Source organism: Nocardioides aestuarii (genome assembly GCF_039527245.1).
In the GTDB taxonomy this organism is placed as follows: domain Bacteria; phylum Actinomycetota; class Actinomycetes; order Propionibacteriales; family Nocardioidaceae; genus Nocardioides; species Nocardioides aestuarii.
In genome coordinates this window covers 712,046-735,353 of record NZ_BAAAJT010000002.1, presented here as the reverse complement: position 1 = coordinate 735,353, position 23,308 = coordinate 712,046, and the positions used below count along the sequence as shown (strand labels likewise).

The window sequence follows — 23,308 nt, the reverse complement described above, 5'->3', positions numbered from 1 at the left end:
GGCCGATGCTCAGCCTCCCCTCAGGTGCGTCAGCAACTCCTCAGCCGGCGGACCTACGGTCCCGATCGTGAGGGACTGGGTCGGGCTGCTCGCCCGTGTTGTGACGGGCGGCGTGTGGGTCGTGGCAGGTGCGCTGAAGCTGCCCGACCCGGCCGCAAGCGTCCGCGCCGTCCGTGCCTACGACCTGCTGCCCGAGGCGGTGGTCCCGACCGTCGGCCACCTGCTGCCCGTCGTCGAGGTCGTCGTCGGCCTCCTGCTGCTGCTCGGCCTCCTGACCCGGCCGGCCGCCGTCGTGTCGTCGCTGCTGTTCGTCGCGTTCGTCGTCGGCATCTCCGCGGCGTGGGCGCGGGGGATGAGCATCGACTGCGGCTGCTTCGGCGGCGGCGGGTTCGACGCCGACGCGCGCGAGAAGTACCCGTGGGAGATCGCCCGCGACGTCGGTCTGCTCGCCGCCTCCGCGTGGCTGGTCGTCCGTCCCTCCTCCCACCTGTCCCTGGACCGCCGCCTGCTCGGCGGATCCACCCCGAGCCCGAGGAGCACCTGATGGGGAAGAAGGCCGCCCAGGAGAGCCGCACCGCCCGCGCCGCGGAGGTGCTGGAGACGCAGCGGCGCGAGGAGTCACGGCGCCGGCGTACGACGATCAGCGCGGTCGTCGCTGCGCTCGTCGTCATCGTCGGCCTCGGCTACCTCGTCTCCACCACCCTCGACTCCTCGGGCGAGTCCGCCCTCACGCCGGGCGGCGTCGACGGCTACGTCGTGACCGTGGGGGACGACGCTGCCCCGACGACGCTCGACTTCTACGAGGACCCGCAGTGCCCGATCTGCCAGCAGTTCGAGTCGGAGATCGGCGACGACGTCGCCGCAGCCGTCGAGGCCGGTGAGGTGAAGGTCGACTACCACGTCGTCTCCTTCCTCGACGACGCCTCGCAGAACCAGTGGTCCTCTCGCGCGGCCAACGCCCTGATGGTCGTGCAGGACCTCGCCGGCCCCGAGGCCTTCGTCGCCATGCACGACCTGCTCTACGACAACCAGCCCACCGAGGGCACCGCCGGTCCGTCGGACGCCCAGCTCGTCGCCTGGGCCGTCGAGGCCGGCGCGCCGGAGGCGGCCGCTCGCCAGGGCATCGAGTCGGGGCGCTTCGACCAGTTCGTCGTCAACGCCACCGACCAGATGTCCAAGGACGGGGTCAACGGGACGCCCACGGTCTTCGTCGACGGGGAGAAGGTCGACGGCACGCCGGCCGACTCGGTCGCCGCCGTCCGCAAGGCGCTCGGCGGCAGCGGGTCCTGACGAATGGCCCCACCCCCGCGTCCGCTGCCAGACTCGCGCGGGTGAGCATCACCGACTTCATCGCAGGCCTGCCCAAGGCCGAGCTGCACGTCCACCACGTCGGCTCGGTCTCCCCGCGGATCGTCTCGGAGCTGGCCGAGCGCCACCCCGGCGTCGTGCCCTCGGACCCCGACGCGCTCCGCGAGTTCTTCGAGTTCCGCGACTTCGCCCACTTCGTCGAGGTCTACCTGGCCGTCGTCGACCTGATCCGGACCCCCGAGGACGTCCGGATGCTGACCTACGAGGTCGCGCGCGAGATGTCGGAGGGCCAGCAGCTGCGCTACGCCGAGCTGACCGTCACGCCCTACAACTCGACCGTGCGGGGGATGGGCATCGAGCCCTTCACCGAGGCGATCGAGGACGCCCGTGTCGCGGCCGAGCGCGACTTCGGCCTGGTCCTGCGGTGGATCTACGACATCCCCGGGGAGTCCGGGATCCCGGCGGCGGAGGCGACGCTCGACTACGCGCTGAACCACGCCCCCGACGCGCTGGTGGGCTTCGGCCTCGGTGGTCCCGAGATCGGCGTGCCGCGGCCGCAGTTCAAGCCCCACTTCGACGCGGCCCGCGCCGCGGGCCTGCGCAGCGTGCCCCACGCGGGGGAGACCACGGGACCCGAGACCGTCTGGGACGCGGTGCGTCTGCTCGGCGCCGAGCGGATCGGCCACGGCACCAGCTCGGCCCAGGACCCCGAGCTGCTCGCCCACCTGGCGCGGCACGGGATCGTCCTCGAGGTCTGCCCGACCTCCAACATCGCCACGCGCGCCGTCGAGACGCTCGACGTCCACCCGCTGCGGACCTTCGTCGAGGCCGGCGTGCCGGTCACCATCAACTCCGACGACCCGCCGATGTTCGGCACGACGCTCAACGAGGAGTACGCCGTCGCCGCCGACCTGCTCGACCTCGACGAGGCGGGCGTGGCCACGCTGGCGCACACGGCGGTTGCGGCGTCGTACGCGCCGGACGACGTGAAGGAGCGGGTGCACGCCGAGATCGACGGCTACCTGGCCGAGCACGGCTGAGCAGGCCTTGTGCTGCCCTCCGGGCAGCACAAGGCCCCGGGCGCTCATACCGCCCGGGGCCGACGCCATCCTGACCCGCCGACTAGCGCGAACGTGGCATTTGTGCGGGAGTGTCGCCACAGCAGGCCCGGTGTGTCGTATTTTCGGGGGCATGGCCCCCGTACGTGTCGCGATCGTCAACGACTACGAGATCGTGGTCGCCGGCGTCGCCGGTCTGCTCGCGCCCTTCCGCGACCGGATCGAGGTGGTCGAGATGGCCGCCAACACCGGGATCATCACCGAGGTCGACGTCGTCCTCTACGACACCTTCGGCGGGGTCCAGGGCGACGGGGTCGACCTCGACACCCTGGTCGACGACTCGGGTGCGCGCGTGGCGGTCTTCTCGTGGAACGTCGAACGTGAGCTGGTCGACCGGGCGCTCGAGCGCGGCGCCTGGGGCTACCTCTCCAAGGGCCTGACCGGTGAGGAGATCGCGAAGGCGGTCGAGGCGATCCACGCGGGACAGGTCGTGACCGCGCCGCTCCCCGTCGACGAGGCCGCCGAGGCGCTCGCCGGCAGCTGGCCCGGCCGGCAGTACGGCCTGACCCACCGGGAGTCGGAGGTGCTGGCCCTGATCACCCAGGGCCTGACCAACCAGGAGATCGCCGACCGGGCCTACATCTCGATCAACTCGGTGAAGACCTACGTCAGGACCGCCTACCGCAAGATCGGCGCCACCCGCCGCTCGCAGGCGGTGCGCTGGGGCATGGAGCACGACTTCGCGCCCGACCGCGCCCGCGTCGTCGTCGACCGGTGAGGCAACCGTTCGCCAAGTTCACCCTCAGGGGTGACGGGCGGGTGGCATAGGTTGCCGGGCGTGCCATTAGTACGCATCGCGGTCATCGACGACCACGAGATCGACGTCGCCGGTGTCTCCTCCGTCCTGGGTCGCTTCAGCGACCGGGTCGTGGTCGTGGCGGCAGACGACCCGGACCTCGACGTGGTGCTCTACGGCGCCCGCGAGCTCGAGGCGGGCCACGACACCGTGCTGCACTCCCTGCTGCGCACCTCGCCGGCCACCGTGATCGTGCTCGGCTGGGACCCCGACGGGCCGCAGGTGTCGTGGGCGATCGCGTGCGGCGCCCACGGCAGGCTGTCGAAGCGGCTGGCCGGTGCCGACCTCGTGCGCGGCCTCGAGCAGATCAACCACGACCGCGACGACCGGGAGCGGTCGCTGCCCCACGACGGCGAGTGCCACCCCGCCCTGCGCACCGTGGGCCTCACGCCCCGCGAGCTCGAGGTCCTGAGCCTGATCACCCAGGGGCTCACCAACCAGGAGATCGCGGACCAGTCCTACATCTCGATCAACTCGGTGAAGACCTACGTCCGGACCGCCTACCGCAAGATCGGCGTGACCCGTCGCTCCCAGGCCGTCAGCTGGGGGCTGCGGGCCGGGTTCGCTAGTGCCGCGCCCACCCGGGAACGCGAGCTCGTCTGACCCCGCCCTCGCGGGTGTGGCTGCTGGTTGGGTCGGCTGCCTAGCGTGGTCGGCATGAGCGACTACCGCTGGAGCCGACTGATGAGCGCCGGGACCGCGGCGTACGGCGCCTACGCGCTCGCGCGACCGGGTCACCTCGCCGACGCGCTCGAGGCGCCGTCGTCGGAGCGCGCCGGTCACGACCGGTTGGCCCGGACCTACGGCGTGCGCGACCTCGCGACGAGCGCTCTCGCGTTCAGCGGCCGCCCCACGCTGGTGCGCACGGCGATGGCACTCCGCATCGCCGGCGACCTGGGCGACTGCGCGGTGCTCACGTCGACCACCACCGACCCGGACGTCCGTCGCAAGGTGGCGGGCGTGACCCTGGGCTGGGCAGCGCTCAACGCGCTGGCCTGGCTCGCCGACGAGAGGAGCTGACGATGGACGAGAAGCAGCAGGGGGCCGAGGAGGCCCGCGAGGCCGCCCAGCACGTCGCCGACTCGGCGGAGTCGTGGGAGCACGGCGCCGAGGAGACCGAGGTCCGCGAGCACCTCGAGGAGGGCTTCGACGAGGCCGGCGTGGAGGTGCCGGACGACGAGACGGACAAGCTCGTCGACCAGGTCCGCGACACCGACGAGATGCCGATCGTCGACAAGGCCACGCCCGAGGACCGCTGAGGGCCTCGCCTACCCCTGGCCGAGGAGCACGGCCCGACCGACGGCGAGCAGCTCTCGCCGGAGGTCGGCGTCGGAGACGTCCGCGAGGTCGGGGTCCATCCCCGCGTGGGCGAGGCCGGACCCCACGACGGAGGCGGCCACGCGGCGCGAGAGGCCGCTACGGGGCCCGACCAGCAGCGCGTGGAGGCGGTCGGTGAGCGCCATCAGGTCCGGGTGCGACTCCAGGATCCGGCCCACCTCGGGATCGAGGATCAGCGCGGCGATCGCCTGCCGGTGGGCGATCATCAGGTCGACGAGGCCCACCAGTGCCCGCTCGGTGGCGGCCCGACCGGTCGGCTCGGCCTCCGCCTCCTCGACGAAGCCGCGGAGGTCCGCGAACGCGTCCTCGACGACGGCGAGGACGATCTCCTCCTTGGAGCGGAACTGGTAGTAGACCGCCGCCTTCGTGACGCCGAGGTGGTCGGCGATGTCCTGCAGCGACGTGCCGCTGACGCCGCGGCGCGCGAAGAGCTCGAGCGCGGCGACGGTGACCCGGGTGCGGCCCTGGCCACGCGGGGTGCTGGGTCGTGCCATGCGCCACAACTTAGCCGATCGGCTTGGCAATTGCCTAGCCGGTCGGCTAACTTCGAGGAGTCTCGTCCCTCGCTGACCTGGAGCTCCCCTCGTGGCCACAGTCCTCTACCGCCTCGGCCGCCTCGCCTTCCGGCGACGCGGCGTCGTCCTGCTCGTCTGGTTGCTGCTCCTCGGGGGCCTCGGGGCCGGGCTGGCCGCAGCCGGAACGGCACCGACCGCCGGCATCACCATCCCCGGCACCGAGTCGCAGCGGGCCCTCACGTCGCTCGCCGAGGAGTTCCCGGAGGCCAGTGGCGCCTCGGGCACGGTCGCGATCCGCGCCCCCGAGGGCGAGGTCCTCACCGATCCCGAGAACCAGCAGGTCGTGCTCGGGCTGGTCCAGGAGGCCAACCAGCTCCCCGGCGTGGTCGGCGCCCAGAGCCCCTACGACACCCAGGCGATCAGCCAGGACGGTCGCTACGCGCTGCTCACGGTGCAGTTCGAGCGGGCCTCTGACCTGCTGACCGAGGGGGAGCGGAGCGCCTACGAGGAGCTCGGCACCGACGCCCCCGCGGGCTGGACGGTCGCCGCCGGCGGTGAGCCGCTGATGACCGAGCCCGAAATCGGCTCGACCGAGGCGATCGGCGTCGCCGTCGCGCTCGTCGTCCTGCTCCTCACGTTCGGCTCGCTCGTCGCCGCGGGCATGACGATGGTCAACGCGCTGGTCGGCGTCGGCACCGGCATGCTCGGAGTGCTGCTGCTCGGCCACGTCTTCGACTTCACCAGCGTGACGCCGGTCCTCGCCCTGATGCTCGGCCTGGCGGTCGGCATCGACTACTCGCTCTTCATCACCTCCCGCTATCGCCACGACCTCGCGATCGGCATGGAGCGCGAGCAAGCCGCGGGCCACGCCGTCGGTACGGCGGGCTCGGCGGTCGTCTTCGCAGGCCTGACCGTGGTCATCGCGCTCGCCGGGCTCTCGGTCGTCGGGATCCCGTTCCTCACCGCGATGGGGCTCGCCGCGGCCGGTACCGTCGCGGTCGCCGTGCTGGTCGCGGTCACGCTGCTGCCGGCCTTCCTCGGGTTCGCGGGCGACCGGGTGCGCTCGCGTGCCCAGCGCGCCCGCACGGCAGCGGGGGAGACGGACGTCGAGGACGACACCTCCAACCGCGGCTTCGCCTGGGGCCGACTGATGGTCCGCGGCCGGGTGCCGGTCATCGCTGCCGCCGTGATCGGGCTCGGCGTCCTCGCCGTCCCGACCACGGACATGCACCTGGCCCTGCCCGACGACGGCACCGCCGCCACAGGGACGAGCAAGCGTGCGGCGTACGACCTCGTGGCGGAGGGGTTCGGCGAGGGCTTCAACGGCCGCCTCGTCCTGGTCGTGCACGGCGACGACCCGCAGGTCGTCCAGCAGGCCACCGAGCAGGTGGTCGGCGCGGCGTCCCAGGTCGACGGCGTGCTGGCGGCCCAGCCCGGCGGCGCGAGTGCGGACGGGCTGACCTCGCTGGTGGCGGTCGTGCCGACGAGCGGGCCCAGCGACGAGGCCACGGCCGACGTCGTGCGCGACGTCCGCGCAGCCGTCGCCGGCACGGCTGAGGCGACCGGCACCGACGTGTCGCTGACCGGGCAGACCGCCGTGGGAGCCGATGTGTCCGACAAGCTCGCCGACGCGCTCCCGGTCTACCTGCTGGTCGTCGTGGGCCTCAGCTTCCTGCTGCTGACGCTCGTCTTCCGCTCGCTGCTCGTGCCGCTGAAGGCCACCCTCGGGTTCCTGCTGACCGTCGGCGCCACGTTCGGGGCGACCGTCGCCGTCTTCCAGTGGGGCTGGCTCTCCGACCTGGTCGGGCTCGACACCGGCGGGCCGCTCGTGAGCTTCCTGCCGATCCTGCTCATCGGCATCCTCTTCGGTCTGGCCATGGACTACGAGGTCTTCCTCGTCTCGCGGATGCGCGAGGACTTCGTGCACGGCGCGTCGGCTCGCGAGGCCGTGGTGTCGGGTGTCGGTCACGGCTCACGGGTGGTCGTCGCCGCCGGACTCATCATGATCTCGGTGTTCGCGGGCTTCGTGCTGGTCGAGGACCCGATCATCAAGTCGATGGGCTTCGCCCTGGCCTTCGGCGTCCTCGTCGACGCCTTCATCGTCCGGCTGTCCCTGGTGCCCGCGGTCATGTCGTTCCTCGGGGACCGTGCCTGGTGGCTGCCGCGCTGGCTCGACCGGGCGCTCCCGAGCGTCGACATCGAGGGCTCGAGGCTCGAGCGCCACTGAGGCCTGGGAGCAGAGGACCCCGCCGGCTCTCGGGTACCGGCGGGGTCCTTGCTCCCGGCGCGTGGTGGACACCACCACCCCTTGCCGGGTCGACCCTGGTGACAGATCACCCGGGTCGGAAGCGTGACTGCTTCTGCCCCCACGGTAGGAGCCGGCGCGCGGGCGGGGCATGGGCCGAATGCACCAATCTGGTGCTGCCGACGATCGGTCGCCCGTGGAGAAAACGGTTACGTCCCGTGGCTGAACTGTCTCGCGGGCGGGACTAGCCTGCTCGACAGGTCGGCAGCTCGGGCGCAGCGGGGACTGGGATGCTGCGGCGTCCGGCCGAATCGGAACGACCGCGCCCGACAACCGGCGGGCGTCGGAGGCTCCGTCGGCGCGGCGCCCCGTGCGGGGCGCCGCGCGCGGACGCGATCCGCGCCCCCGGGAGGAGTCGAACCTCCGACCGTCGGATTAGAAGTTGCTCTTGGCGTGCTGGGCCAAGCTGCCGTCTGTCAGCCGCCAGATCGGCAGTCAGTCATCGCGATGGAAGATGTTGATAGAGGGCATCTGCTCGATGTCCCCGTACCTGCGTTGACCATATACGGCGGAGAGATGTGAGCGAGCCTCCAGTACTGAGACTCAAAGCCGTTCAGGGCCGCGATTCTCGAGGCTGGATCGTGCCCGACTTGCATGCCGACCCGTTCTACGATTTCGGCATCGTGAGCCTTGTAGGGCATGACCGGCTCTTGCTCGATCGTCTCTGACGCGAAGTAGGCGTCCTTGTCTTTAGGATGTACGCGATCCGCCGGGCTCGCGTGCGCGATCGCCGTTGGCCCCGGTAACTTCCAGAGCGTGCGACCGGCTGCCTATGTTGCGACTCTTGCTATGGGCGGGGTCTGCGCCCTGGCGGGCTGTTCCGGCCCAATCGAGGCCCCCACGGAGCAGGAGCGCATGGAGGCTGAGTACATGGAGATGCAGCGCGAGCAATCCGAGTACGAGAGCAAGGTCATGGAACTCTCGAACGAACTGGATAGCGCTGAACTTGCGGTCAGAGCTCCGGGAGCAAGACCTACGCGCGCGGACCGCCTCCGCTTGGACCTCGCGGTGGCGAAGCTCGACTTGTTCTACAAGTACGACTTCGAATCGAATGGATACGACTGCCCGCCAAATCGGCAGATCAAAGGGAACAAGCCGCAGTCTCTCGACGGCGACAAGATCTACCACCTACCGAACTGGCTCTACTACGGACCAACGATTCCGGAGGCGTGCTTCAAGACAGTCGCGCAGGCTCGCGGCGAGGGATACCGGCCATCTCAGGTGCGGGACTAGGCACGATCGTTGCCTTGGAGTGGTGGTGTCAATTGGCGCGACTCCACTCGCCGCATCCCTGTACCGAGATTGAGTAGTCCGACGGCTCGACCGTGAACTGGACCCGAGCGCCATTCGAGAAGTTGTTGTCGATGATCTGGCCGTTGCGATCGGTGCGCTCCCAGTAGCAGCCGCCCGTCGGTTGCGAGACGTACGTGCCGGGGTTGAGGTCCCGGCCGACGAGGTAGGTGCCGTCGTACTGGATGCGGTTCTTGTCGGCCTCAGCCTGATCCAGTGAACGCTTTACGTACGCCTTCACCTGATCCGCATGGGGATGATTCGGACACAGCAGGCTGGCGCCGATCACTTCCTGGGCCGCGGCCGCGCTGTCCGCGTCATTCTTCGAGAGACCGGGCCACCATTGATTGTTTGATCCGCAGACGCCATAGAGGATCTCCACCTCTGAAGCCGTGATCTTCGTGTTCTCGCCGTAGGCCAGCCTGACGGCGGCTGCCTCGCGCTTACTCGGCTCGCCAGTGGCCCTCGTATCGATGCAATTCGGGTGGTATCCCATCCAAGCCGCCTCCATCAGCGTGTAGCGAGCGCCCTCGCACCTGAACTGCACAGACACACCGCCGTTCGGCCTGTCGTCAATGGGCGTGGCCGACTCGGCGGGGCTGCTGGATGCGGAGGGACTTGGCGACTCGGAGGTTGGGGCTGCGCTCGGAGTCGGCTCAGGGCTGGCTTCCTCCCCTGGGTCACCACCACAACCGGTGAGGACAAGGACCGAGAAGGCGAGAGCCACGAGCAGACGCATGGACACGATGATGCAACGCAATACGTCCATCCGACAGGGGAACGCCTCGGAGCACTGAACTTCCTCGTTAGACCTCTGCAGCCTGCACGCACACCGAACCCGAATCGGGGTTCGCGAGCGGCAGGAGCAGCACCATGCAAGTCATCGGATACCTCCGAGTCAGCACCGACGAACAGGCGACGAGCGGACTCGGCTTACAAGCCCAGCGCGCCCGCATCCAAAGCGAGGCAGACCATCGGGGCTGGGACGTCGTCTGGCTCGTTGACGACGGCTACAGCGCTAAGAACCTCCATCGACCGGCGCTGACGGACGCCCTCGCGCTCCTTGCCGCACACGAGGCCGAGGCGCTGATCGTCGCCAAGTTGGACCGCCTCAGCCGGTCGGTCGTGGACTTCTCCAACACGCTCGCCCTCGCCAAGAAGCAGGGCTGGTCACTGGTACTGCTCGACCTTGGTGTGGACACGAGCACTCCGAACGGGAAGCTCGTCGCCGGCCTGATGGCTCAGATCGCCGAGTGGGAGCGCGACATCATCGCGCAACGCACCCGGGAGGCCCTCGCCGCTGCGAAGGCTCGCGGCCAGCGCCTCGGACGGCCCCGCGCTACACCCGACGAGGTCGTGGCCCAGGTCGTTGAGCTCCACCAGCGCGGCCTCAGCCTCCGGGCGATTGCCCAGACCCTCACCGACACCCGCGTCCCCACCACCCGAGGGGCCGCGCAGTGGCGCGCCTCAACTGTGCGGCGCGTCCTCAACTCCCACCGCCTCGACCTCGAATCGGTGGCTTCGCAGACAGGAGAACTCTGATGGCACGACCCGTCACGACCTACAACGCCGTGGAGCGCGGCATCCAGCGGATCACTCGGACTTACGACGATGGCCGCATCGTCACGAGCCATCGCATCCGGTACGCCAACGCGGACGGTCGGATCATCCAGCGCGCCGTCGCCGGCTCAGTCACGAAGGCTCGGGCGGCGCTGGCTACTGCTCGCGCCGATGTCCAGCGGGGCGACCACGTCGTCGTCACCAAGAGCGACAGCCGCACCACGTTCAAGGAGGTTGCCGACCACTGGCACCAGCACTCCACTCACATGAAGGCAAGCACTCGTGAGGGCCACTGGCGGTTGATCTACGGCTCGCGAATGGCTGGCCTGCACGACGTCACGATGCGGGGACTGAGTTACCAGCGGTTGCAGCAGTTCCAAGGCTCGCTGTCCGACCTCGCCCCGGCCACGCAGAAGCAGATCATGTGGGTCGTGAAGGCGATCTGCTCCGACGCGGTGAAGCGTGGGCTGCTGCGGTCGAATCCGGCAGTTGACCTGCCACGGATCAAGGCGCAGCGGGCGCGGGTCAACATGCCGAGCCAGGAACAGGTGGAGGCGTTGATCCGGCATCTCTCCCTCCCCACGCCTGCAAGACTCGACAGTCGCGGACGCCGACTTACAGCGCATGAGGCTGATCCGCGCTGGGCACTCCTTGTGGAGACGGCTGCCTACGCGGGTCTGAGGGCGGGGGAGTTGTGCGGACTCCAGGTCCGCGACCTCAACCGGTTCAACCGCTCCCTGACGGTGACCCGCTCCATCCCCACGAAGGGTCGGCAAGTCGGCGCACCCAAGAGCGGGGCTGGCACGCGAACGGTGGACGATCTCGACCCGGCGCTGAGCAAGCGACTAGCGACGCTCGCGAACGGTCTGCGGCCCACTGACTACCTGTTCGGCTACGTGGACTCTGACGGCGTCAGCCAGCCTTACAACCATCTCAACTTCTACCGACGCCACTTCCAGCCCGCGTGCCGTGAGTTGGGCATCGACTGCCGCTTCCACGACCTCCGACACTTTCACGCCAGCCTGCTGATCGATGCTGGGCTGGACCCGGTGAAGGTGGCCCATCGGCTTGGACACTCGTCGGCCTCCTTCACCCTGAACACCTACGCGCATCTGTTCAGCCAAGAGTCGACCGGGCTGGGGGAGCAGATTGCGGCCAAGCGTGCGGAGGCGCGTGGGGAGAGGCGGGCGAAGAACAAGAGGCCGTTCTGATCGGCGCGAAGGGTGCGATTCGTGAGGTCTGGTCAGCGCTGTGATCTATGGTCGCCGCCATGGACGCCGAGAAGCGGTATCAGGTCTTTGTGAGCTCGACCTATCTCGACCTCAAGGCGGCCCGTGCTGCCGTAGTGACTGCGCTGCTGAACCTCGACGCGATCCCGGCTGGCATGGAGTTGTTCCCAGCCGCGGATGATGACGCGTGGACGCTCATCGAGGACGTCATCGCAGACTCTGACTACTACTTGCTCATCATCGGCGGCAAGTACGGCTCTGTCGATCCCGATCTGGAGATCAGTTTCACGGAGCGTGAGTACGACACGGCCGTTCGACTGAAGAAGCCGGTCATGGCCTTCCTGCACGGCAAGCCCGGAAAGTTGCTAGCCGAGCAAGCCGAGGACTCCGACTCTCGGAGGGAGAAGCTCGCGGCATTCCGCGAGAAGGTCGAGAAGGCCAAGCACGTGAAGTACTGGACCAGTCCCGACGATCTGGCCGGGAACGTTGCGTTGACATGGAACAGTTTCCGCCGCCGCTACCCAGCGACGGGCTGGATCAAGGCTGATCAAGGCACCAGCAAGGAATCGCTCGCAGCGCTCGCGAAGGCTCAGAAGGAAATCGACGACCTCAGGGCGCAACTGGAGTCTGTTCGGACCGAAGCGCCTCCCGGCACCGACAGACTGGCGCAGGGTGAGGGTCGGTTCTCACTCGACGTCTATGCCAAGGGCGAGTGGTGGGATCGCTCCCGTACCTACAAGCGCTACTCAACAGGAAAGTGGACGGGCGTAGAGATGTCTTGGGACCGTGCTTTCGGATTCTTGGGACTTCGCATGATGCAGGAGGCCGACGAGCCGACTTTGGAATCCGATCTCTGTACAGTCCTCGAGCTTGACAACTATGGCGACCTGCGCGCCCTCTTCAAGGCGAAGGTGGAGGAGCGTGCAACGGCGGGCGAAGTAGAGCGGTGGTCTTCATACTTCGAGGGCATCGACGTTACCGACGAGGACTTTCAGACACTCCTGCTTCAGTTCAAGGCGCTCGGTCTCATCCAACACTCGCAACGTAATCGCTCGGTTAAGGACACTGCCAACTACTGGTCCTTGACCCCGTATGGCGAAACACGCCTAGTCCAATTGAGGGCATTGCAGGTGGGTGAAGAGTCGCTGGCGCGGCCAGACGACTTGCTCGCGCATGAGAGCGAGGAGCCCAGCGAGACGACAGTCGAGGCTGCGGACCCTCCGGGCCAAGACTGATCCTCTGCACACTGGTCAGCCCAGGAGCAAAGGAGCCAGCCATGCCAGCCAAGACCCCGATCGTTTCCTACGGCGACTCGTACACCATCGGCCGAGTGGCGGAGATGTGGGACAAGCCCGCGATGTTCGTCCGGCGCATGATCAGCGAGGTCAAGTTGATCGCGAACGAGCGTGGCCTGATCACCAACTCGTCACTGCGTGACTTCTACGCCGAGCACAGTCACGAACTGGACTGAGGCCGAAGCCAACCTTTCGCGTTCGCGCCGTATCGTCCGGGGAATGACCACGTGGGCGGATGTTGGACTTACTCTCGCCGGCGCTCCCATCGGTGCCTTGATCACCGTTGGCGGTGTCTGGCTGACCAATCGTCACAACACGGCCGTACAGCACAACATGCTGGACAGCCAGGAGAGGCAGCAGCGCGCCCAACTCGAGTCGGACCTTCGGATCGATGTACAAAGAACAGCCCTTAGCGAGCGGCTGACGTTGTACGTGCAGGTGCTCGCGGAGTGCGACCTCGTCGAGTCGCTCTCCGCGTGGGCAACGGGGAGCGAGCTACCGGAGCAAGGTCCCCTCACGAACGAGGAGGTCCACCCGCGGTGGCTGGCCGTTCGGAAACTGCGGAGACAAGTGGACGTTCATTGCTCATCCGAGGTGCGCTTCATGATGAGGAAGTTCGCCGATGCGGTCGAAGGCGTTGACGAGACAGCCGAACCTGAGAAGTGGGAGCTGCTCGCAGAGGTCTCGACGAACTTGCGCGCCTGCATCGTGGAGGCTGCGGTCATCGATCGGACCAGCGGTCTAGCGGCAGACGGGCTCGGCGGTGCCTAGCCGCTGACCCGACCAGACCGACGCAATCGGCCTCTAGACCCGCGAGCAGGGTTTGGGTGGCCGGTGGGGCCGACAGGCGATTCTTCGCATGGCAGTGCCGATACTGCACTAAGGAGAGAAGGTGCCTGCCTCTTCGAGGCTGTCGAGCGGCAGCGCCACGGAGGGGCACACGTGCCGATATGCGCCCACGATGAATACCTCGCGGTACTCCACTGCGATGTTGGCTCCATCGAGGACACCGTCCACGGTGTCGGGACCGGACTCGCTCGCGGCGCACACGACTTGCGCCACTCCCATGATCGTGGGAGCGTCGATATTGACTTGGTCGCCCAGTTCCTGCACGAGGTACTCCCGATAGGCGGCGTCGCTGATCTTGGGAGGCTCTTGGGCGATGGGGCTGCGGTCTTCAGCCTGCTCGTTGTTTCCGCATCCGGACAGCACAGCAACGGCTAGCGCCAACCCAAGCATCCCCCGCATGCCCCGAGGCTAATTGAGGAGAGGCCGTCCCGGACGAGGATTTAGCCCCTCGCCTCGCGCGGAACCCCGAAAGGGGCCAGCCCGTAGGCCAGCCCCTCTTGGAGTCGTTCGCGTGAAGTTGTTCAGTCGCCTGCGCCGGTGAGTCGTTCGCGGGCTGCGGCACGGGCCTCGGGTGAAGCCTGCAGTTCGAGCGTGTGCTGGAGGCCTCCCGCTTCGCGCTTGGTGAGGCCGCTTGCCCACATCTTCTCGTCCACCATCACGGCCCACGCGGTCTCGCCCTTGCCGCGCTGCTTGATCCAGATCCGCACGGTCGGGAACCTACGCCTGCGCTTCACGCCTTGGCCTGCTTCGCCACGACCGTGTGGACGATGACCTCCTTGGTGCCGGGCTTCCATTGCTTGTCGAACTTCCCGGCCTCGACGTCGTGGGCGAGGGAGAGCCCGGTCAGGAACCGGCGAGCGGTCGCGGTGGACACCTTCATCTCCTCGGCGATGGCGTCCACGGTCTTGCCGTTGGCCTTGAGCGTCGTCGCGGTCTGAGCCAGCGTCCGGTACCCGCTGCCCTCGGCGTAGTAAGGGAGCGAACGCTTCGTCCCGTTGGCCCGCACCTTCATGAGCACGGTCTGGCCGGTCGTGAGCGCCTCGATCAGCGTCTTCGGCTGCGGCTTGGCCGACTTCGGCTTGGGAGCGGGTTTGGTCTGCTCCTTCGGAGCAACGGTCTTCGGCGCACTATTCGCCTTCGCGGGCTGCGCCCTGGTCGCGGGCTTGCGGGTCGTGGCCTTCTTCGCGGGCTGGGTCTTAGTGGTGGTCATGGCCGCCTCCTGGCTGGGGTGGAGACCCGCTGGTCGGGCCTCGCTGCGAGCCAAGGTGCAGAAGATCGGCGAGGAAGTTCAGAGGCGATTCGGGCAAGGGGTCGGTCATTCCCTGATCTACCTGCGGAGAGGCAATTCAGAATCGGCGGCGATTCTCTGGTCGACCATTCCCGCCCTCTCCTTCCCCACGCAGATCGCTTGTCCCGCCGCGTCGGTAGCCCTGCCGGTGCCCGCCGCGTTCTGGGGCTCGCGCGCCCGCGAGGGTTCGGCCAGGAGGCCGTGGCTCATGCGTGGGGTGCTCACGAGCATGACGGCAGGTTTGGCGGGGCGGGCGGCGTCGAGCTCGCCCGAGCGAACGCCTGCGAACTGGCCCCGCAGTGGCCCCGACGCATCTCGACGTTCCGAGCTCTCGCCCAGCGCAGTTGTGTCTCTGCAGGCCAGAGGCCGAATCACCGTGGCGCCCCCGGGAGGAGTCGAACCTCCGACCGTCGGATTAGAAGGCCGCTGCTCTGTCCACTGAGCTACGGGGGCGGGCGGCCGTCGTCGCGGGCGACCCGGAGGGATTATGCCCTGCCGGCCCTCGCGGGCCCACGCCCCGTCGCGTGCGCGGCGTACGCCGGGCGCGACCGTGGTCAGGCGGCGAGGACGATGCCCTCGGCGGGTGTCGGCGGCTCGGGGTCGGGCAGCGCGACCACCGGGGCGACCCGGCTGCGACGCTCGCGCAGCGTCGCGAGCGCTGACTGGACGGCGATGGCCGTCCACACGACGTTGGCACCCACGCTCGGCCAGGCGCCGTACGCCACGGCGGCGCAGCCGCTGAGGATGCCGGCGACCCCGTTGAGCACGGAGTAGCGCAGGGAGGCGGCGTGCCAGCGGCCACGACTGAGGAACAGATAGGCGCCGAGGCCGCCGATCGTTCCCAGCCATCCCATCGCCAGCGCCAGCATTCCGCGCTCCTCGAGTCTTCCAGTGGGCCGCAGGTCGGCCGGACAGGATCCATGGTGGGCCTCGGATGGGGTTAGCACAATTGCACTTTCGCCGACCCTGGGTTTAGCGTTCGTGAAGTGCAGATCGATCCCGGCCGGCTGCGTTTCCTGCTCGCCGTCGCCCGCTACGGCGGCATCCTCGCCGCGGCCGACGAGCTGGGCGTGACGGCGTCGGCGGTCTCCCAGCAGGTCTCCAGGCTCGAGCGTGAGACAGGTCACGAGCTGTTGCGCCGGGTGCCGACCGGCAGCGTCCTCACACCCGCGGGAATGGCGCTCGCCGAGGCCGCCGAGGACGTCGAGCGTGCCCTGGCCGTCGCGGGTTCGCGGTTGCAGGAGGAGGCGGCCGAGGTCACCGGGTCGGTCCGGATCGGCGGCTTCCAGTCCTTCCTCGCCTCGGTCCTCGCGCCGGCCCTCCCGGACTGGCGGGAGCGCTACCCGGCCCTGGAGTTCGGGACGACCGAGGCCGACGAGCCGGTGCTGATGCGCGACCTGCGGTCCGGCGCGCTCGACGCGATCGCGATCGAGCTCGACGCGGGGGAGCGCTACGCGTCGCCACGCGGGACCACCGACGTGCCGTTGCTGGACGAGCCGTGGAAGCTGGTGGTGCCGTCGGGAGCGCTGCTGTCGGTCGACGTCGTCGACTTCGGGCGGATGGAGCTGCCGTGGATCGGCCTCGACCCGTCCGCCGCCAGTGCGAAGGCCATGCGCCGGGTCCGCCAGGAGCTCGGCGGCGAGGAGTCGCCCCACCACTCCTTCTTCAGCTTCCAGTTCGCGCTCGGCCTCGTCGCCGCGGGGGAGGGCGTGACGCTCGCCCCGGCGCTGGCGCTCGAGACGCTCCCGCTGACGGGGGTCGACGTCCTCGACGTGCCGGGTCTCGGCATGCGCCGGGTCGTGCTGCGTCACCTCAGCCGCAGCCGGACCGAGAGTCGCACCCTGTCCACGGCGATCGACCTCGTCCGCGAGGCCGCGGCCGCGTTCTCCTGGGAGTCGTCGGGCTCGTGAGGCCGTAGGGCAGGATCCTCGGTCATGACGACCTCCCGGGTGCTCGCCCTGCTGGCCGCCGTGCTCGTCCAGTGGCGGGTGGTGGTCTCCAGCATCCGGTCGCTCCTCGGGCCCACCGTGCCCGTGGTGGCCGTGCCCACCCTGGTGCTGCTCGTGGTCGCCGCCGGCTTCGTCGTCATCGCCGGGTGGTACGCCGTCGCGGGGTCCGGCCGGACGTGGCTGGCACGCGGGCTCGCGGCCTACCTCGTGGTGATGGCGGGCTACCTCGTGCTCGGGTTCGCCCTGGGGATGCGCGTCCCGTGGACGGCGTACGCCGTGCTGGTCGCCGTGGCGGCCCTCGGCGGCGGCGCGCTGGCCGCGGACCGACGCGCCGTCTGACGCCTCAGCGGCGCTGGGCCGCCATCCACGCCTCGACGTCGCCGGAGGTGCGGGGGAGCGAGTCGGAGAGGTTCCGGAAGCCGTCGGCGGTGACGAGGATGTCGTCCTCGATCCGGATGCCGATGCCGCGCAGCTCCTCCGGGACGAGCAGGTCGTCCTCCTGGAAGTAGAGGCCCGGCTCGACCGTGAGCACCATGCCCTCGGCCAGGTCGGCGTCGCGGTAGGCGGAGTCGGCGGCCTTGCCGCAGTCGTGGACGTCCATGCCGAGCATGTGGCTGGTGCCGTGGAGCGTCCAGCGGGCGTAGACCTTCGAGTCGGGGTCGAGCGCCTCCTCGGCGGAGACCGGCAGCAGCCCCATGTCGGCGAGACCGTGGGCCAGCACCGACATCGCGGCGTCGTGGGCGGCGAGGAACGCCGCGCCGGGACGGACGGCCTGGATGCCGGCCTCCTGGGCGGCGTAGACGAGGTCGTAGAGGTCGCGCTGGAGCGGCGTGAAGGTGCCGTCGACCGGCAGCGTGCGGGTCACGTCGGCGGTGTAGAGGTTGCGGTTCTCGACGCCCATGTCGAGCAGCACGAGGGAGCCGGGCTCGATCGGGCCGGTGTTGTCGATCCAGTGGAGCGTCGTCGCGTGGCTGCCGCCGCCGACGATCGAGTCGTAGCCGATGTCGTTGCCCATCGCGCGGGCCCGGCGGAAGAAGGTGCCCTCGATCCAGCGCTCGCCGAACTCGAGGACCCGGTCCCACTCCTGGACGGAGTCGGTGAAGCCCAGCGCCGTGATGTCACAGGCCTCCTGGAGCTCGCCGACCTCCCACTCGTCCTTCACCAGCCGCATCTCCGAGGCGACCCGCCCGAGGTCGTCGTCGGTGAACACGTCGCGGGTCTTGCGTTCGTCGTCGAAGGAGGGGAGGTCCTTGACGTGGCGCACCTCGATGCCGAGGGAGTCGCCGATCTCCTTCGCCGACGGCCGGCGACCGGCCCACAGCTCGCCGTACTGGCGATCGCGGAAGAACTCGTCGCTGTCGCGGTCGGAGCGGGGGCGTGCGTAGAGCACGTGCTCGTCGCCGTCGATGACGAGCACGGCGTCGCTGGTCTGGTTGCCCGTGAAGTAGGTGTGGGCGGTGTCGGGCCGGAACCGGTAGTCGGTGTCGTTGGACCGCACCTTGAAGGTGCCGGCGGGGAGCACCAGGCGGTCGCCCGGGAACGCCTCGGCCAGCGCCGTACGCCGCCGCGCGGCGTGGTCGGCGACCGGGTGGCGCGGCAGGTCGAGCTCGCGGTCTCCCCAGCCCTGGCGCATGAACTCGGCCCACGCGGCAGGCACCTTCGGGTCGTGGGACTCGGTCTTGGGTGCGCTGTTCTCGGTCTGGCTCACGGCCGCCACTGTACGCCGCGCGGAGGCGGCCCTGACGGGGAGGACAAGTAGGCTGCGACCGTGCCCGGGACCCTGCGCGAGAACGTCGCCTTCACCGTCGTCGTGACGGTGCTGGTGGCGCTCGGCGCGCTCCCGGTGCTGGTCGTGATCGCCCTGTCGGGCGCACCCTCCTCGATGGTCCTGGCCACCGTGCTGGCCGCCGTCCCGGTGGGTCCGCTGGTGGCCTGCTACCTCTGGCTCGACCGCTACGAGCCCGAGCCGAAGAGGCTGCTCGCGTTCGGCCTGCTGTGGGGCGGTTTCGTCGCCACGGCGGCCGCACTGCTGGTCCAGGGCATCGGTGGTTGGGTCGTCGGCTTCACCGACCGCCAGTCGCTGGCCGTGGTCGCGCCGGTGACGGAGGAGGCGGCCAAGGGCATGTTCCTGGTCTTGCTCCTGTGGTGGCGGCGCCACGAGCTCGACGGCATCCTCGACGGCATCGTCTATGCCGGCATGGTCGGCATCGGCTTCGCCTTCGTCGAGAACATCCTCTACCTCGCCGCCGCCTACAACGGCACCAGCGGCGTCGGGCCCGGCGGCGCCTCGGAGCTGACCGGCGTCTTCGTGCTGCGGTGCCTGGTCAGCCCCTTCGCCCACCCGCTGTTCACGACGTTCATCGGCATCGGGGTCGGCATCGCCGTCGGTTCCCGACGTACGTCGACGCGTGTGCTCGCGCCGCTGGGTGGCTACGTCCTCGCGGTGGTCAGCCATGGCCTGTGGAACGGCTCGACCCTCCACGGCCTCCAAGGGTTCGTCGGCGTCTACCTCGCCGTGATGGCGCCGGCCTTCCTCGGGATGGTGGCGCTCGCGGTCTGGGCGCGGCGCTCGGAGAAGCGGATGCTGACCGCGGCGCTGACCGACGCGGCCCACCGCGGCCTCGTGCCGGCGACCGACATCGGCTGGCTGGTCGACCTCGGCGCTCGGCGCACGAGCCGCCAGCACGCCCGGGTCCACGGCGGTGACCCGGCCCACCGTGCGATGCGCGACTACCAGCAGGCCGCGATCGAGCTCGGCTTCCTCCACCACCGCTACCTCCGCGGCACCCCGCCGCCCGACTTCGCCGCCCGCGGCCAGGCCTACGTCGCCCGGATCGCGGCCGCACGCCCTTACGTCTCCTTCCCCGGACAGGTGGTACCCACCCCATGAGCGACGGTCGCCCGACCGCCCAGCTGGCCAACCAGATGGCACTGGCCCTCACCCAGCTCCACGACTCCCTGCAGGACCTGCGGCTGCCGCTCGCCCTGCCCGGGGTCGAGGAGCACCGCCAGACCCGCGTCGAGATGGTCGACCAGCTCGAGGACTACGTCATCCCGCGGGTCCTCAGCGCCGACGCGCCGCTGCTCGCGGTGGTCGGTGGGTCGACCGGGGCCGGCAAGTCGACCCTGGTCAACTCGCTCGTCGGCACCCGGGTGACGCAGCCCGGGGTGCTCCGCCCCACCACGCGGTCGCCCGTCCTGGTCCACCACCCCGACGACGAGGGGTGGTTCCGTCGCCTCGAGCTGCTGCCCGAGCTCGAGCGCGTCGACCGTGCGACCAACGACCCCGCGGCCCTCCAGCTCGTCGCGAGCGAGGCGGTGCCGGCCGGGCTGGCGATCCTCGACGCCCCCGACATCGACTCCGTGGAGGAGCAGAACCGCACCCTGGCCGGCCAGCTGCTCGCCGCCGCCGACCTGTGGCTCTTCGTCACCTCGGCGGCGCGCTACGCCGACCAGGTCCCGTGGGACTTCCTGCGCAGAGCCGCCGAGCGCTCGGCCTCGGTCGCGATCGTGCTCGACCGCACGCCCGACGACGCGGTGGAGACCGTCGCCAGCCACCTCGCCCGGATGCTGGCCAGTCGCGGGCTCAAGGACTCGCCGCTGTTCACGGTGACGGAGGGTCCCGTCGACGACGAGGGGCTGCTGCCGGCCGAGCACGTCGCGGAGATCCGCTCGTGGCTCCACGCCCTCGCCGCCGACGCCGAGGCGCGCGGGGAGGTGGTGCACCAGACGCTGCAGGGTGCGGTGCGGACCCTGGCGCGGCGTACGCACGGCGTCGCCGACGCCGCGGAGGAGCAGGTCGCGGTCGCGGCCCGGCTGCGCGAGGACGTCGACGCCGCCTACGACGCCGCGGTCGCCGCGGTCCACGAGGCCAGCGCCGACGGCACCCTGCTGCGTGGCGAGGTGCTGGCGCGATGGCAGGAGTTCGTCGGGACGGGGGAGCTGCTCCGCTCGCTCGAGACGCGGGTCGGCTGGTTGCGCGACCGGATCGTCAACGCGGTCAAGGGCAAGCCCCAGCAGGCGGAGCGGGTCACCGTCGCCGTGGAGTCGGGGCTCGAGACGCTGCTGCTCGAGCACGCCGAGGCCGCCGCCGAGCGGGCGGAGGCGTCGTGGCAGACGCTCGCCCCCGGTCAGGAGCTGCTCGCCGACGCCGGAGAGGACCTCGGGCGCGCCTCGCGGCCGTTCCGCCGCCGGGCCGAGCGCACGGTGCGCGACTGGCAGCAGGGCGTGCTCGAGATGGTGCGCGAGGAGGGTGCCTCCAAGCGGGGCACCGCGCGTTTCCTGGCCTACGGAGTCAACGGACTCGGCGTCGCCCTGATGGTCGTGGTCTTCGCCCACACCGGCGGCGCGCTCGTCGGCGCCGAGGCCGGCGTCGCGGGCGGCACCGCGGTGCTGGGCCAGAAGCTGCTCGAGGCGGTCTTCGGCGACCAGGCCGTGCGATCGCTCGCCGAGCGTGCGCGGCGCGATCTCGCGCGCCGTACCGATGAGCTGCTCGCGCTCGAGCGTCGCCGCTACACCGACCTGCTCGACTCATTGCGCGTCGACCCCGGTGCCAGCGACCGGCTGCGCAAGGCTGCACGTCGCGTCGACGACCTCCGGTTCGCCGCCGATCAGGAGTCTTCGACCGCTGCGGAATAGGGTGTGACGGACACCCGCACCGCTGCTGAGGGAGACGATGACAAGCGTGTTGGAGGGGGCCAAGCGGCTCGTCTCGCGAAGCCCTGACGTCGGAGCACGGCTGCAGGGGCTCGACGAGGCGGCGACGGCCGCGCGTGGCCGCCTCGACGACGGGCTGGTCGACGAGGCCGCCGCGGTCGTCGAGCGCGCCGCGACCCGGCTACGGCTCTCGGCCGACCACACCGTCGTCGCGCTCGCGGGCGCGACCGGGTCCGGCAAGTCCACGACCTTCAACGCGCTGGTCGACCTCGACCTGGCGGCGACCGGCGTACGTCGCCCGACGACCTCGTGGGCCACAGCCTGCGTGTGGGGCGCCGACGGAGCCGACGAGCTGCTCGACTGGCTCGGCATCGCCCAGCGCCACCGCACGGTCCGCGACTCGATGCTCGACTCGGGCCGTGAGGACCGCCAGCTCGAGGGCGTCGTGCTCCTCGACCTCCCCGACCACGACTCGACCGAGGTGTCCCACCACCTCGAGGTCGACCGGTTGGTCCGCCTCGCCGATCTCCTGGTGTGGGTCCTCGACCCCCAGAAGTACGCCGACGCCGCCATCCACGAGCGCTACCTCGCGCCGCTCGCGACCCACCAGGAGGTCATGGTGGTGGTGCTCAACCACCTCGACCGGATCCCGGAGGCCGAGCGCGAGCCCATGCTGGCCGACGTCCGGCGGCTGCTCGACGCCGACGGGCTCACCGAGGTGCCGGTCTTCGGAGTCAGCGCGCGCGACCACATCGGCATCACCGAGCTGAAGGCCGAGGTCGCCGACCGCGTCTCGGCGAAGAAGACCACGCGCACCCGGATGGTGGCCGACCTCAAGGTCGCCGCCCAGCGGCTCGACGCGGCGACCGGCCGCGCGACCGTCCGCAGCCTTCCCGAGGAGCGGGTCGCCACCCTCGAGGACGCCGTCGCCGAGGCCGCGGGTGTGCCCACCGTCGTCCGGGCCGTGGAGGACTCGACCCGGGCCCGGGCCCGACGCGCCACCGGCTGGCCCGTGACGGCCTGGTTCAGCCGGCTGAAGCCCGACCCGCTCAAGCGGCTCCACCTCGACCTGGGAGCCGAGGGCAAGCAGCTCACCGGCACGGCGCGCACCTCGGTGCCGGCGGCCACCTCCGTCCAGCAGGCGCGGGTCGACACCGAGGTGCGGTCGTTGGTGGACGAGGTCACCGAGGGACTCGGGACGCCGTGGGCGGCCGCCGTGCGCCGCGCCTCGACGTCGCGGCTCGACGACCTCCACGACGGCCTCGACAAGGCGCTCGGCGCGACCGACCTCGGTGCCACCCGGATCCCGGTCTGGGCCGGTGCCGTGCGGGTGCTCCAGTGGGTGCTGCTGCTGGCAGCGCTCGCGGGCGCGGTGTGGCTCGGCTCGCTGGTCGTCATGGGCTGGGCAGGGTCCGACGCACCCGACACCCCGGCCGCCGTCGGCGTCCCGGTGCCGGTGCTCCTCCTGGTGGGCGGCGTGGGCCTGGGGATCCTCTTCGCGCTGTTCTGCCGGCTGCTCGTCGGGCTGACCGCACGCTCACGGGCCCGGCGCGCCGACCAGCGGCTGCGCGGCGCGATCAACGAGGTCGTCGCGGAGCTCGTGACCGGTCCCGTGCAGGGTGAGCTCGACGCGCACCGCACGGTGCGCGACGGTCTCGACAAGGCGCTGAAGTAGCCCTCGCGGGCCACGTCGCGTCCACAGCCGGACCTCCGGCCTGCGCCTCCACAGCCTGCGTGCCAGGTCGCGGATCCTGTCCTCGTCGACGGCGACCGTGGTCGGTGCGCGGCCGCCCGGGTCGCGCTCCGACAGGA

General features: G+C 70.2%; 26 protein-coding genes and 1 tRNA gene. 19 read left to right on the top strand and 8 right to left on the bottom strand.

All coding sequences use genetic code 11. The features are described from left to right. The first annotated feature begins 67 nt into the window (after positions 1-67). The 7 genes from ABD091_RS03685 (at position 68) to ABD091_RS03655 (ending at position 4,481) form a co-directional block, all read left to right on the top strand. Positions 68-544, top strand: coding sequence for a MauE/DoxX family redox-associated membrane protein (locus tag ABD091_RS03685; RefSeq protein ID WP_343915793.1), 477 nt, complete (start codon positions 68-70; stop codon positions 542-544). Continuing rightward, entirely contained in the window at positions 544-1,290 is a 747-nt protein-coding gene (locus ABD091_RS03680; protein ID WP_343915792.1) for a DsbA family protein, read from the top strand. The genes ABD091_RS03685 and ABD091_RS03680 overlap by 1 nt, the downstream gene beginning before the upstream one ends. Before the next feature lie 41 nt (positions 1,291-1,331). Continuing rightward, a complete protein-coding gene (locus ABD091_RS03675) occupies positions 1,332-2,348 on the top strand; it encodes an adenosine deaminase (RefSeq protein ID WP_343915791.1) in 1,017 nt (338 codons plus the stop codon). A gap of 151 nt (positions 2,349-2,499) precedes the next feature. Next, positions 2,500-3,144 carry a response regulator transcription factor gene (locus ABD091_RS03670; RefSeq protein ID WP_343915790.1) on the top strand — a complete coding sequence of 215 codons (645 nt, stop codon included), beginning with the start codon at positions 2,500-2,502 and terminating at the stop codon, positions 3,142-3,144. A 60-nt stretch (positions 3,145-3,204) separates the two neighbouring features. Continuing rightward, positions 3,205-3,825 (top strand): response regulator transcription factor, encoded by a 621-nt coding sequence (locus ABD091_RS03665; protein WP_343915789.1) that lies wholly within the window; start codon positions 3,205-3,207, stop codon positions 3,823-3,825. Positions 3,826-3,879: 54 nt separating this feature from the next. Next, complete coding sequence (locus tag ABD091_RS03660) at positions 3,880-4,242, top strand: hypothetical protein (RefSeq protein WP_343915788.1); 363 nt, start codon at positions 3,880-3,882, stop codon at positions 4,240-4,242. Positions 4,243-4,244: 2 nt separating this feature from the next. Then, positions 4,245-4,481, top strand: coding sequence for a hypothetical protein (locus ABD091_RS03655; RefSeq protein ID WP_343915787.1), 237 nt, complete (start codon positions 4,245-4,247; stop codon positions 4,479-4,481). Between the two features lie 9 nt (positions 4,482-4,490). Here the strand turns inward: ABD091_RS03655 and ABD091_RS03650 are convergent, their stop codons facing one another. Then, entirely contained in the window at positions 4,491-5,054 is a 564-nt protein-coding gene (locus tag ABD091_RS03650; protein ID WP_343915786.1) for a TetR/AcrR family transcriptional regulator, read from the bottom strand. A 91-nt stretch (positions 5,055-5,145) separates the two neighbouring features. Here ABD091_RS03650 and ABD091_RS03645 point away from each other — a divergent pair, with 91 nt between their 5' ends. Both ABD091_RS03645 and ABD091_RS03640 read left to right on the top strand, forming a co-directional pair. After that, positions 5,146-7,302, top strand: coding sequence for an MMPL family transporter (locus ABD091_RS03645; protein ID WP_343915785.1), 2,157 nt, complete (start codon positions 5,146-5,148; stop codon positions 7,300-7,302). 933 nt (positions 7,303-8,235) lie between these two features. After that, entirely contained in the window at positions 8,236-8,613 is a 378-nt protein-coding gene (locus ABD091_RS03640; protein ID WP_343915784.1) for a sunset domain-containing protein, read from the top strand. Positions 8,614-8,641: 28 nt separating this feature from the next. Here the strand turns inward: ABD091_RS03640 and ABD091_RS03635 are convergent, their stop codons facing one another. Continuing rightward, on the bottom strand, positions 8,642-9,166 hold the full coding sequence (locus tag ABD091_RS03635) for an Rv1352/Rv1906c domain-containing protein (RefSeq protein WP_343915783.1): 525 nt from the start codon (positions 9,164-9,166) through the stop codon (positions 8,642-8,644). A gap of 377 nt (positions 9,167-9,543) precedes the next feature. On the opposite strand from ABD091_RS03635, the gene ABD091_RS03630 reads away from it, so the two are divergent. The 5 genes from ABD091_RS03630 to ABD091_RS03610 are packed head-to-tail and all read left to right on the top strand — an operon-like array spanning position 9,544 to position 13,525. Next, positions 9,544-10,212, top strand: a complete 669-nt coding sequence (locus tag ABD091_RS03630) for a recombinase family protein (RefSeq protein WP_343915782.1) — start codon at positions 9,544-9,546, stop codon at positions 10,210-10,212. Continuing rightward, on the top strand, positions 10,212-11,441 hold the full coding sequence (locus ABD091_RS03625; protein ID WP_343915781.1) for a tyrosine-type recombinase/integrase: 1,230 nt from the start codon (positions 10,212-10,214) through the stop codon (positions 11,439-11,441). Before ABD091_RS03630 ends, ABD091_RS03625 begins: the two co-directional genes overlap by 1 nt. Positions 11,442-11,500: 59 nt before the next feature. Next, positions 11,501-12,694, top strand: a complete 1,194-nt coding sequence (locus ABD091_RS03620; protein ID WP_343915780.1) for a DUF4062 domain-containing protein — start codon at positions 11,501-11,503, stop codon at positions 12,692-12,694. A 41-nt stretch (positions 12,695-12,735) separates the two neighbouring features. After that, positions 12,736-12,930: a hypothetical protein gene (locus ABD091_RS03615; RefSeq protein WP_343915779.1), complete on the top strand. Its 195-nt coding sequence runs from the start codon at positions 12,736-12,738 to the stop codon at positions 12,928-12,930. Between the two features lie 43 nt (positions 12,931-12,973). Beyond that, positions 12,974-13,525 (top strand): hypothetical protein, encoded by a 552-nt coding sequence (locus ABD091_RS03610; protein WP_343915778.1) that lies wholly within the window; start codon positions 12,974-12,976, stop codon positions 13,523-13,525. Positions 13,526-13,633: 108 nt separating this feature from the next. Here the strand turns inward: ABD091_RS03610 and ABD091_RS03605 are convergent, their stop codons facing one another. From ABD091_RS03605 to ABD091_RS03585, 5 genes are all read right to left on the bottom strand, one after another. Further along, entirely contained in the window at positions 13,634-14,002 is a 369-nt protein-coding gene (locus ABD091_RS03605) for a hypothetical protein (protein ID WP_343915777.1), read from the bottom strand. Positions 14,003-14,124: 122 nt separating this feature from the next. Further along, on the bottom strand, positions 14,125-14,310 hold the full coding sequence (locus tag ABD091_RS03600) for a hypothetical protein (protein ID WP_343915776.1): 186 nt from the start codon (positions 14,308-14,310) through the stop codon (positions 14,125-14,127). A 23-nt stretch (positions 14,311-14,333) separates the two neighbouring features. After that, positions 14,334-14,813, bottom strand: a complete 480-nt coding sequence (locus tag ABD091_RS03595; RefSeq protein WP_343915775.1) for a hypothetical protein — start codon at positions 14,811-14,813, stop codon at positions 14,334-14,336. Between the two features lie 455 nt (positions 14,814-15,268). Then, positions 15,269-15,344: transfer RNA gene (locus tag ABD091_RS03590), tRNA-Arg, on the bottom strand. A 101-nt stretch (positions 15,345-15,445) separates the two neighbouring features. Beyond that, the gene (locus ABD091_RS03585) at positions 15,446-15,760 is read right to left on the bottom strand and encodes a CBU_0592 family membrane protein (protein WP_343915774.1); all 315 of its coding nucleotides are present in this window, start codon (positions 15,758-15,760) and stop codon (positions 15,446-15,448) included. 117 nt (positions 15,761-15,877) lie between these two features. Between ABD091_RS03585 and ABD091_RS03580 the strand changes: the two genes are divergently transcribed. Together ABD091_RS03580 and ABD091_RS03575 are read left to right on the top strand one after the other, a co-directional pair. Then, positions 15,878-16,801, top strand: a complete 924-nt coding sequence (locus tag ABD091_RS03580; RefSeq protein ID WP_343915773.1) for a LysR family transcriptional regulator — start codon at positions 15,878-15,880, stop codon at positions 16,799-16,801. Positions 16,802-16,825: 24 nt separating this feature from the next. Then, a complete protein-coding gene (locus ABD091_RS03575) occupies positions 16,826-17,179 on the top strand; it encodes a hypothetical protein (RefSeq protein ID WP_343915772.1) in 354 nt (117 codons plus the stop codon). Between the two features lie 4 nt (positions 17,180-17,183). Here ABD091_RS03575 and ABD091_RS03570 read toward each other — a convergent pair whose 3' ends face one another. Continuing rightward, positions 17,184-18,548: an aminopeptidase P family protein gene (locus ABD091_RS03570; protein ID WP_343915771.1), complete on the bottom strand. Its 1,365-nt coding sequence runs from the start codon at positions 18,546-18,548 to the stop codon at positions 17,184-17,186. Between the two features lie 60 nt (positions 18,549-18,608). On the opposite strand from ABD091_RS03570, the gene ABD091_RS03565 reads away from it, so the two are divergent. The 3 genes from ABD091_RS03565 to ABD091_RS03555 are packed head-to-tail and all read left to right on the top strand — an operon-like array spanning position 18,609 to position 23,171. After that, on the top strand, positions 18,609-19,730 hold the full coding sequence (locus ABD091_RS03565) for a PrsW family intramembrane metalloprotease (RefSeq protein WP_343915770.1): 1,122 nt from the start codon (positions 18,609-18,611) through the stop codon (positions 19,728-19,730). Continuing rightward, positions 19,727-21,478 (top strand): dynamin family protein, encoded by a 1,752-nt coding sequence (locus tag ABD091_RS03560; RefSeq protein WP_343915769.1) that lies wholly within the window; start codon positions 19,727-19,729, stop codon positions 21,476-21,478. Before ABD091_RS03565 ends, ABD091_RS03560 begins: the two co-directional genes overlap by 4 nt. A gap of 37 nt (positions 21,479-21,515) precedes the next feature. Continuing rightward, the gene (locus ABD091_RS03555; RefSeq protein ID WP_343915768.1) at positions 21,516-23,171 is read left to right on the top strand and encodes a GTPase; all 1,656 of its coding nucleotides are present in this window, start codon (positions 21,516-21,518) and stop codon (positions 23,169-23,171) included. Positions 23,172-23,308 lie beyond the last annotated feature (137 nt).

Excerpts from the sequence above, each read along its gene's own strand:
- ABD091_RS03680 (WP_343915792.1), top strand. The coding sequence starts at position 544 with ATGGGGAAGAAGGCCGCCCAGGAGAGCCGCACCGCCCGCGCCGCGGAG.
- ABD091_RS03670 (WP_343915790.1), top strand. The coding sequence starts at position 2,500 with ATGGCCCCCGTACGTGTCGCGATCGTCAACGACTACGAGATCGTGGTC.
- ABD091_RS03660 (WP_343915788.1), top strand. The coding sequence starts at position 3,880 with ATGAGCGACTACCGCTGGAGCCGACTGATGAGCGCCGGGACCGCGGCG.
- ABD091_RS03655 (WP_343915787.1), top strand. The coding sequence starts at position 4,245 with ATGGACGAGAAGCAGCAGGGGGCCGAGGAGGCCCGCGAGGCCGCCCAG.
- ABD091_RS03650 (WP_343915786.1), bottom strand. The coding sequence starts at position 5,054 with ATGGCACGACCCAGCACCCCGCGTGGCCAGGGCCGCACCCGGGTCACC.
- ABD091_RS03640 (WP_343915784.1), top strand. The coding sequence starts at position 8,236 with ATGGAGGCTGAGTACATGGAGATGCAGCGCGAGCAATCCGAGTACGAG.
- ABD091_RS03635 (WP_343915783.1), bottom strand. The coding sequence starts at position 9,166 with ATGGGATACCACCCGAATTGCATCGATACGAGGGCCACTGGCGAGCCG.
- ABD091_RS03630 (WP_343915782.1), top strand. The coding sequence starts at position 9,544 with ATGCAAGTCATCGGATACCTCCGAGTCAGCACCGACGAACAGGCGACG.
- ABD091_RS03625 (WP_343915781.1), top strand. The coding sequence starts at position 10,212 with ATGGCACGACCCGTCACGACCTACAACGCCGTGGAGCGCGGCATCCAG.
- ABD091_RS03620 (WP_343915780.1), top strand. The coding sequence starts at position 11,501 with ATGGACGCCGAGAAGCGGTATCAGGTCTTTGTGAGCTCGACCTATCTC.
- ABD091_RS03615 (WP_343915779.1), top strand. The coding sequence starts at position 12,736 with ATGCCAGCCAAGACCCCGATCGTTTCCTACGGCGACTCGTACACCATC.
- ABD091_RS03610 (WP_343915778.1), top strand. The coding sequence starts at position 12,974 with ATGACCACGTGGGCGGATGTTGGACTTACTCTCGCCGGCGCTCCCATC.
- ABD091_RS03605 (WP_343915777.1), bottom strand. The coding sequence starts at position 14,002 with ATGCGGGGGATGCTTGGGTTGGCGCTAGCCGTTGCTGTGCTGTCCGGA.
- ABD091_RS03595 (WP_343915775.1), bottom strand. The coding sequence starts at position 14,813 with ATGACCACCACTAAGACCCAGCCCGCGAAGAAGGCCACGACCCGCAAG.
- ABD091_RS03585 (WP_343915774.1), bottom strand. The coding sequence starts at position 15,760 with ATGCTGGCGCTGGCGATGGGATGGCTGGGAACGATCGGCGGCCTCGGC.
- ABD091_RS03575 (WP_343915772.1), top strand. The coding sequence starts at position 16,826 with ATGACGACCTCCCGGGTGCTCGCCCTGCTGGCCGCCGTGCTCGTCCAG.
- ABD091_RS03560 (WP_343915769.1), top strand. The coding sequence starts at position 19,727 with ATGAGCGACGGTCGCCCGACCGCCCAGCTGGCCAACCAGATGGCACTG.
- ABD091_RS03555 (WP_343915768.1), top strand. The coding sequence starts at position 21,516 with ATGACAAGCGTGTTGGAGGGGGCCAAGCGGCTCGTCTCGCGAAGCCCT.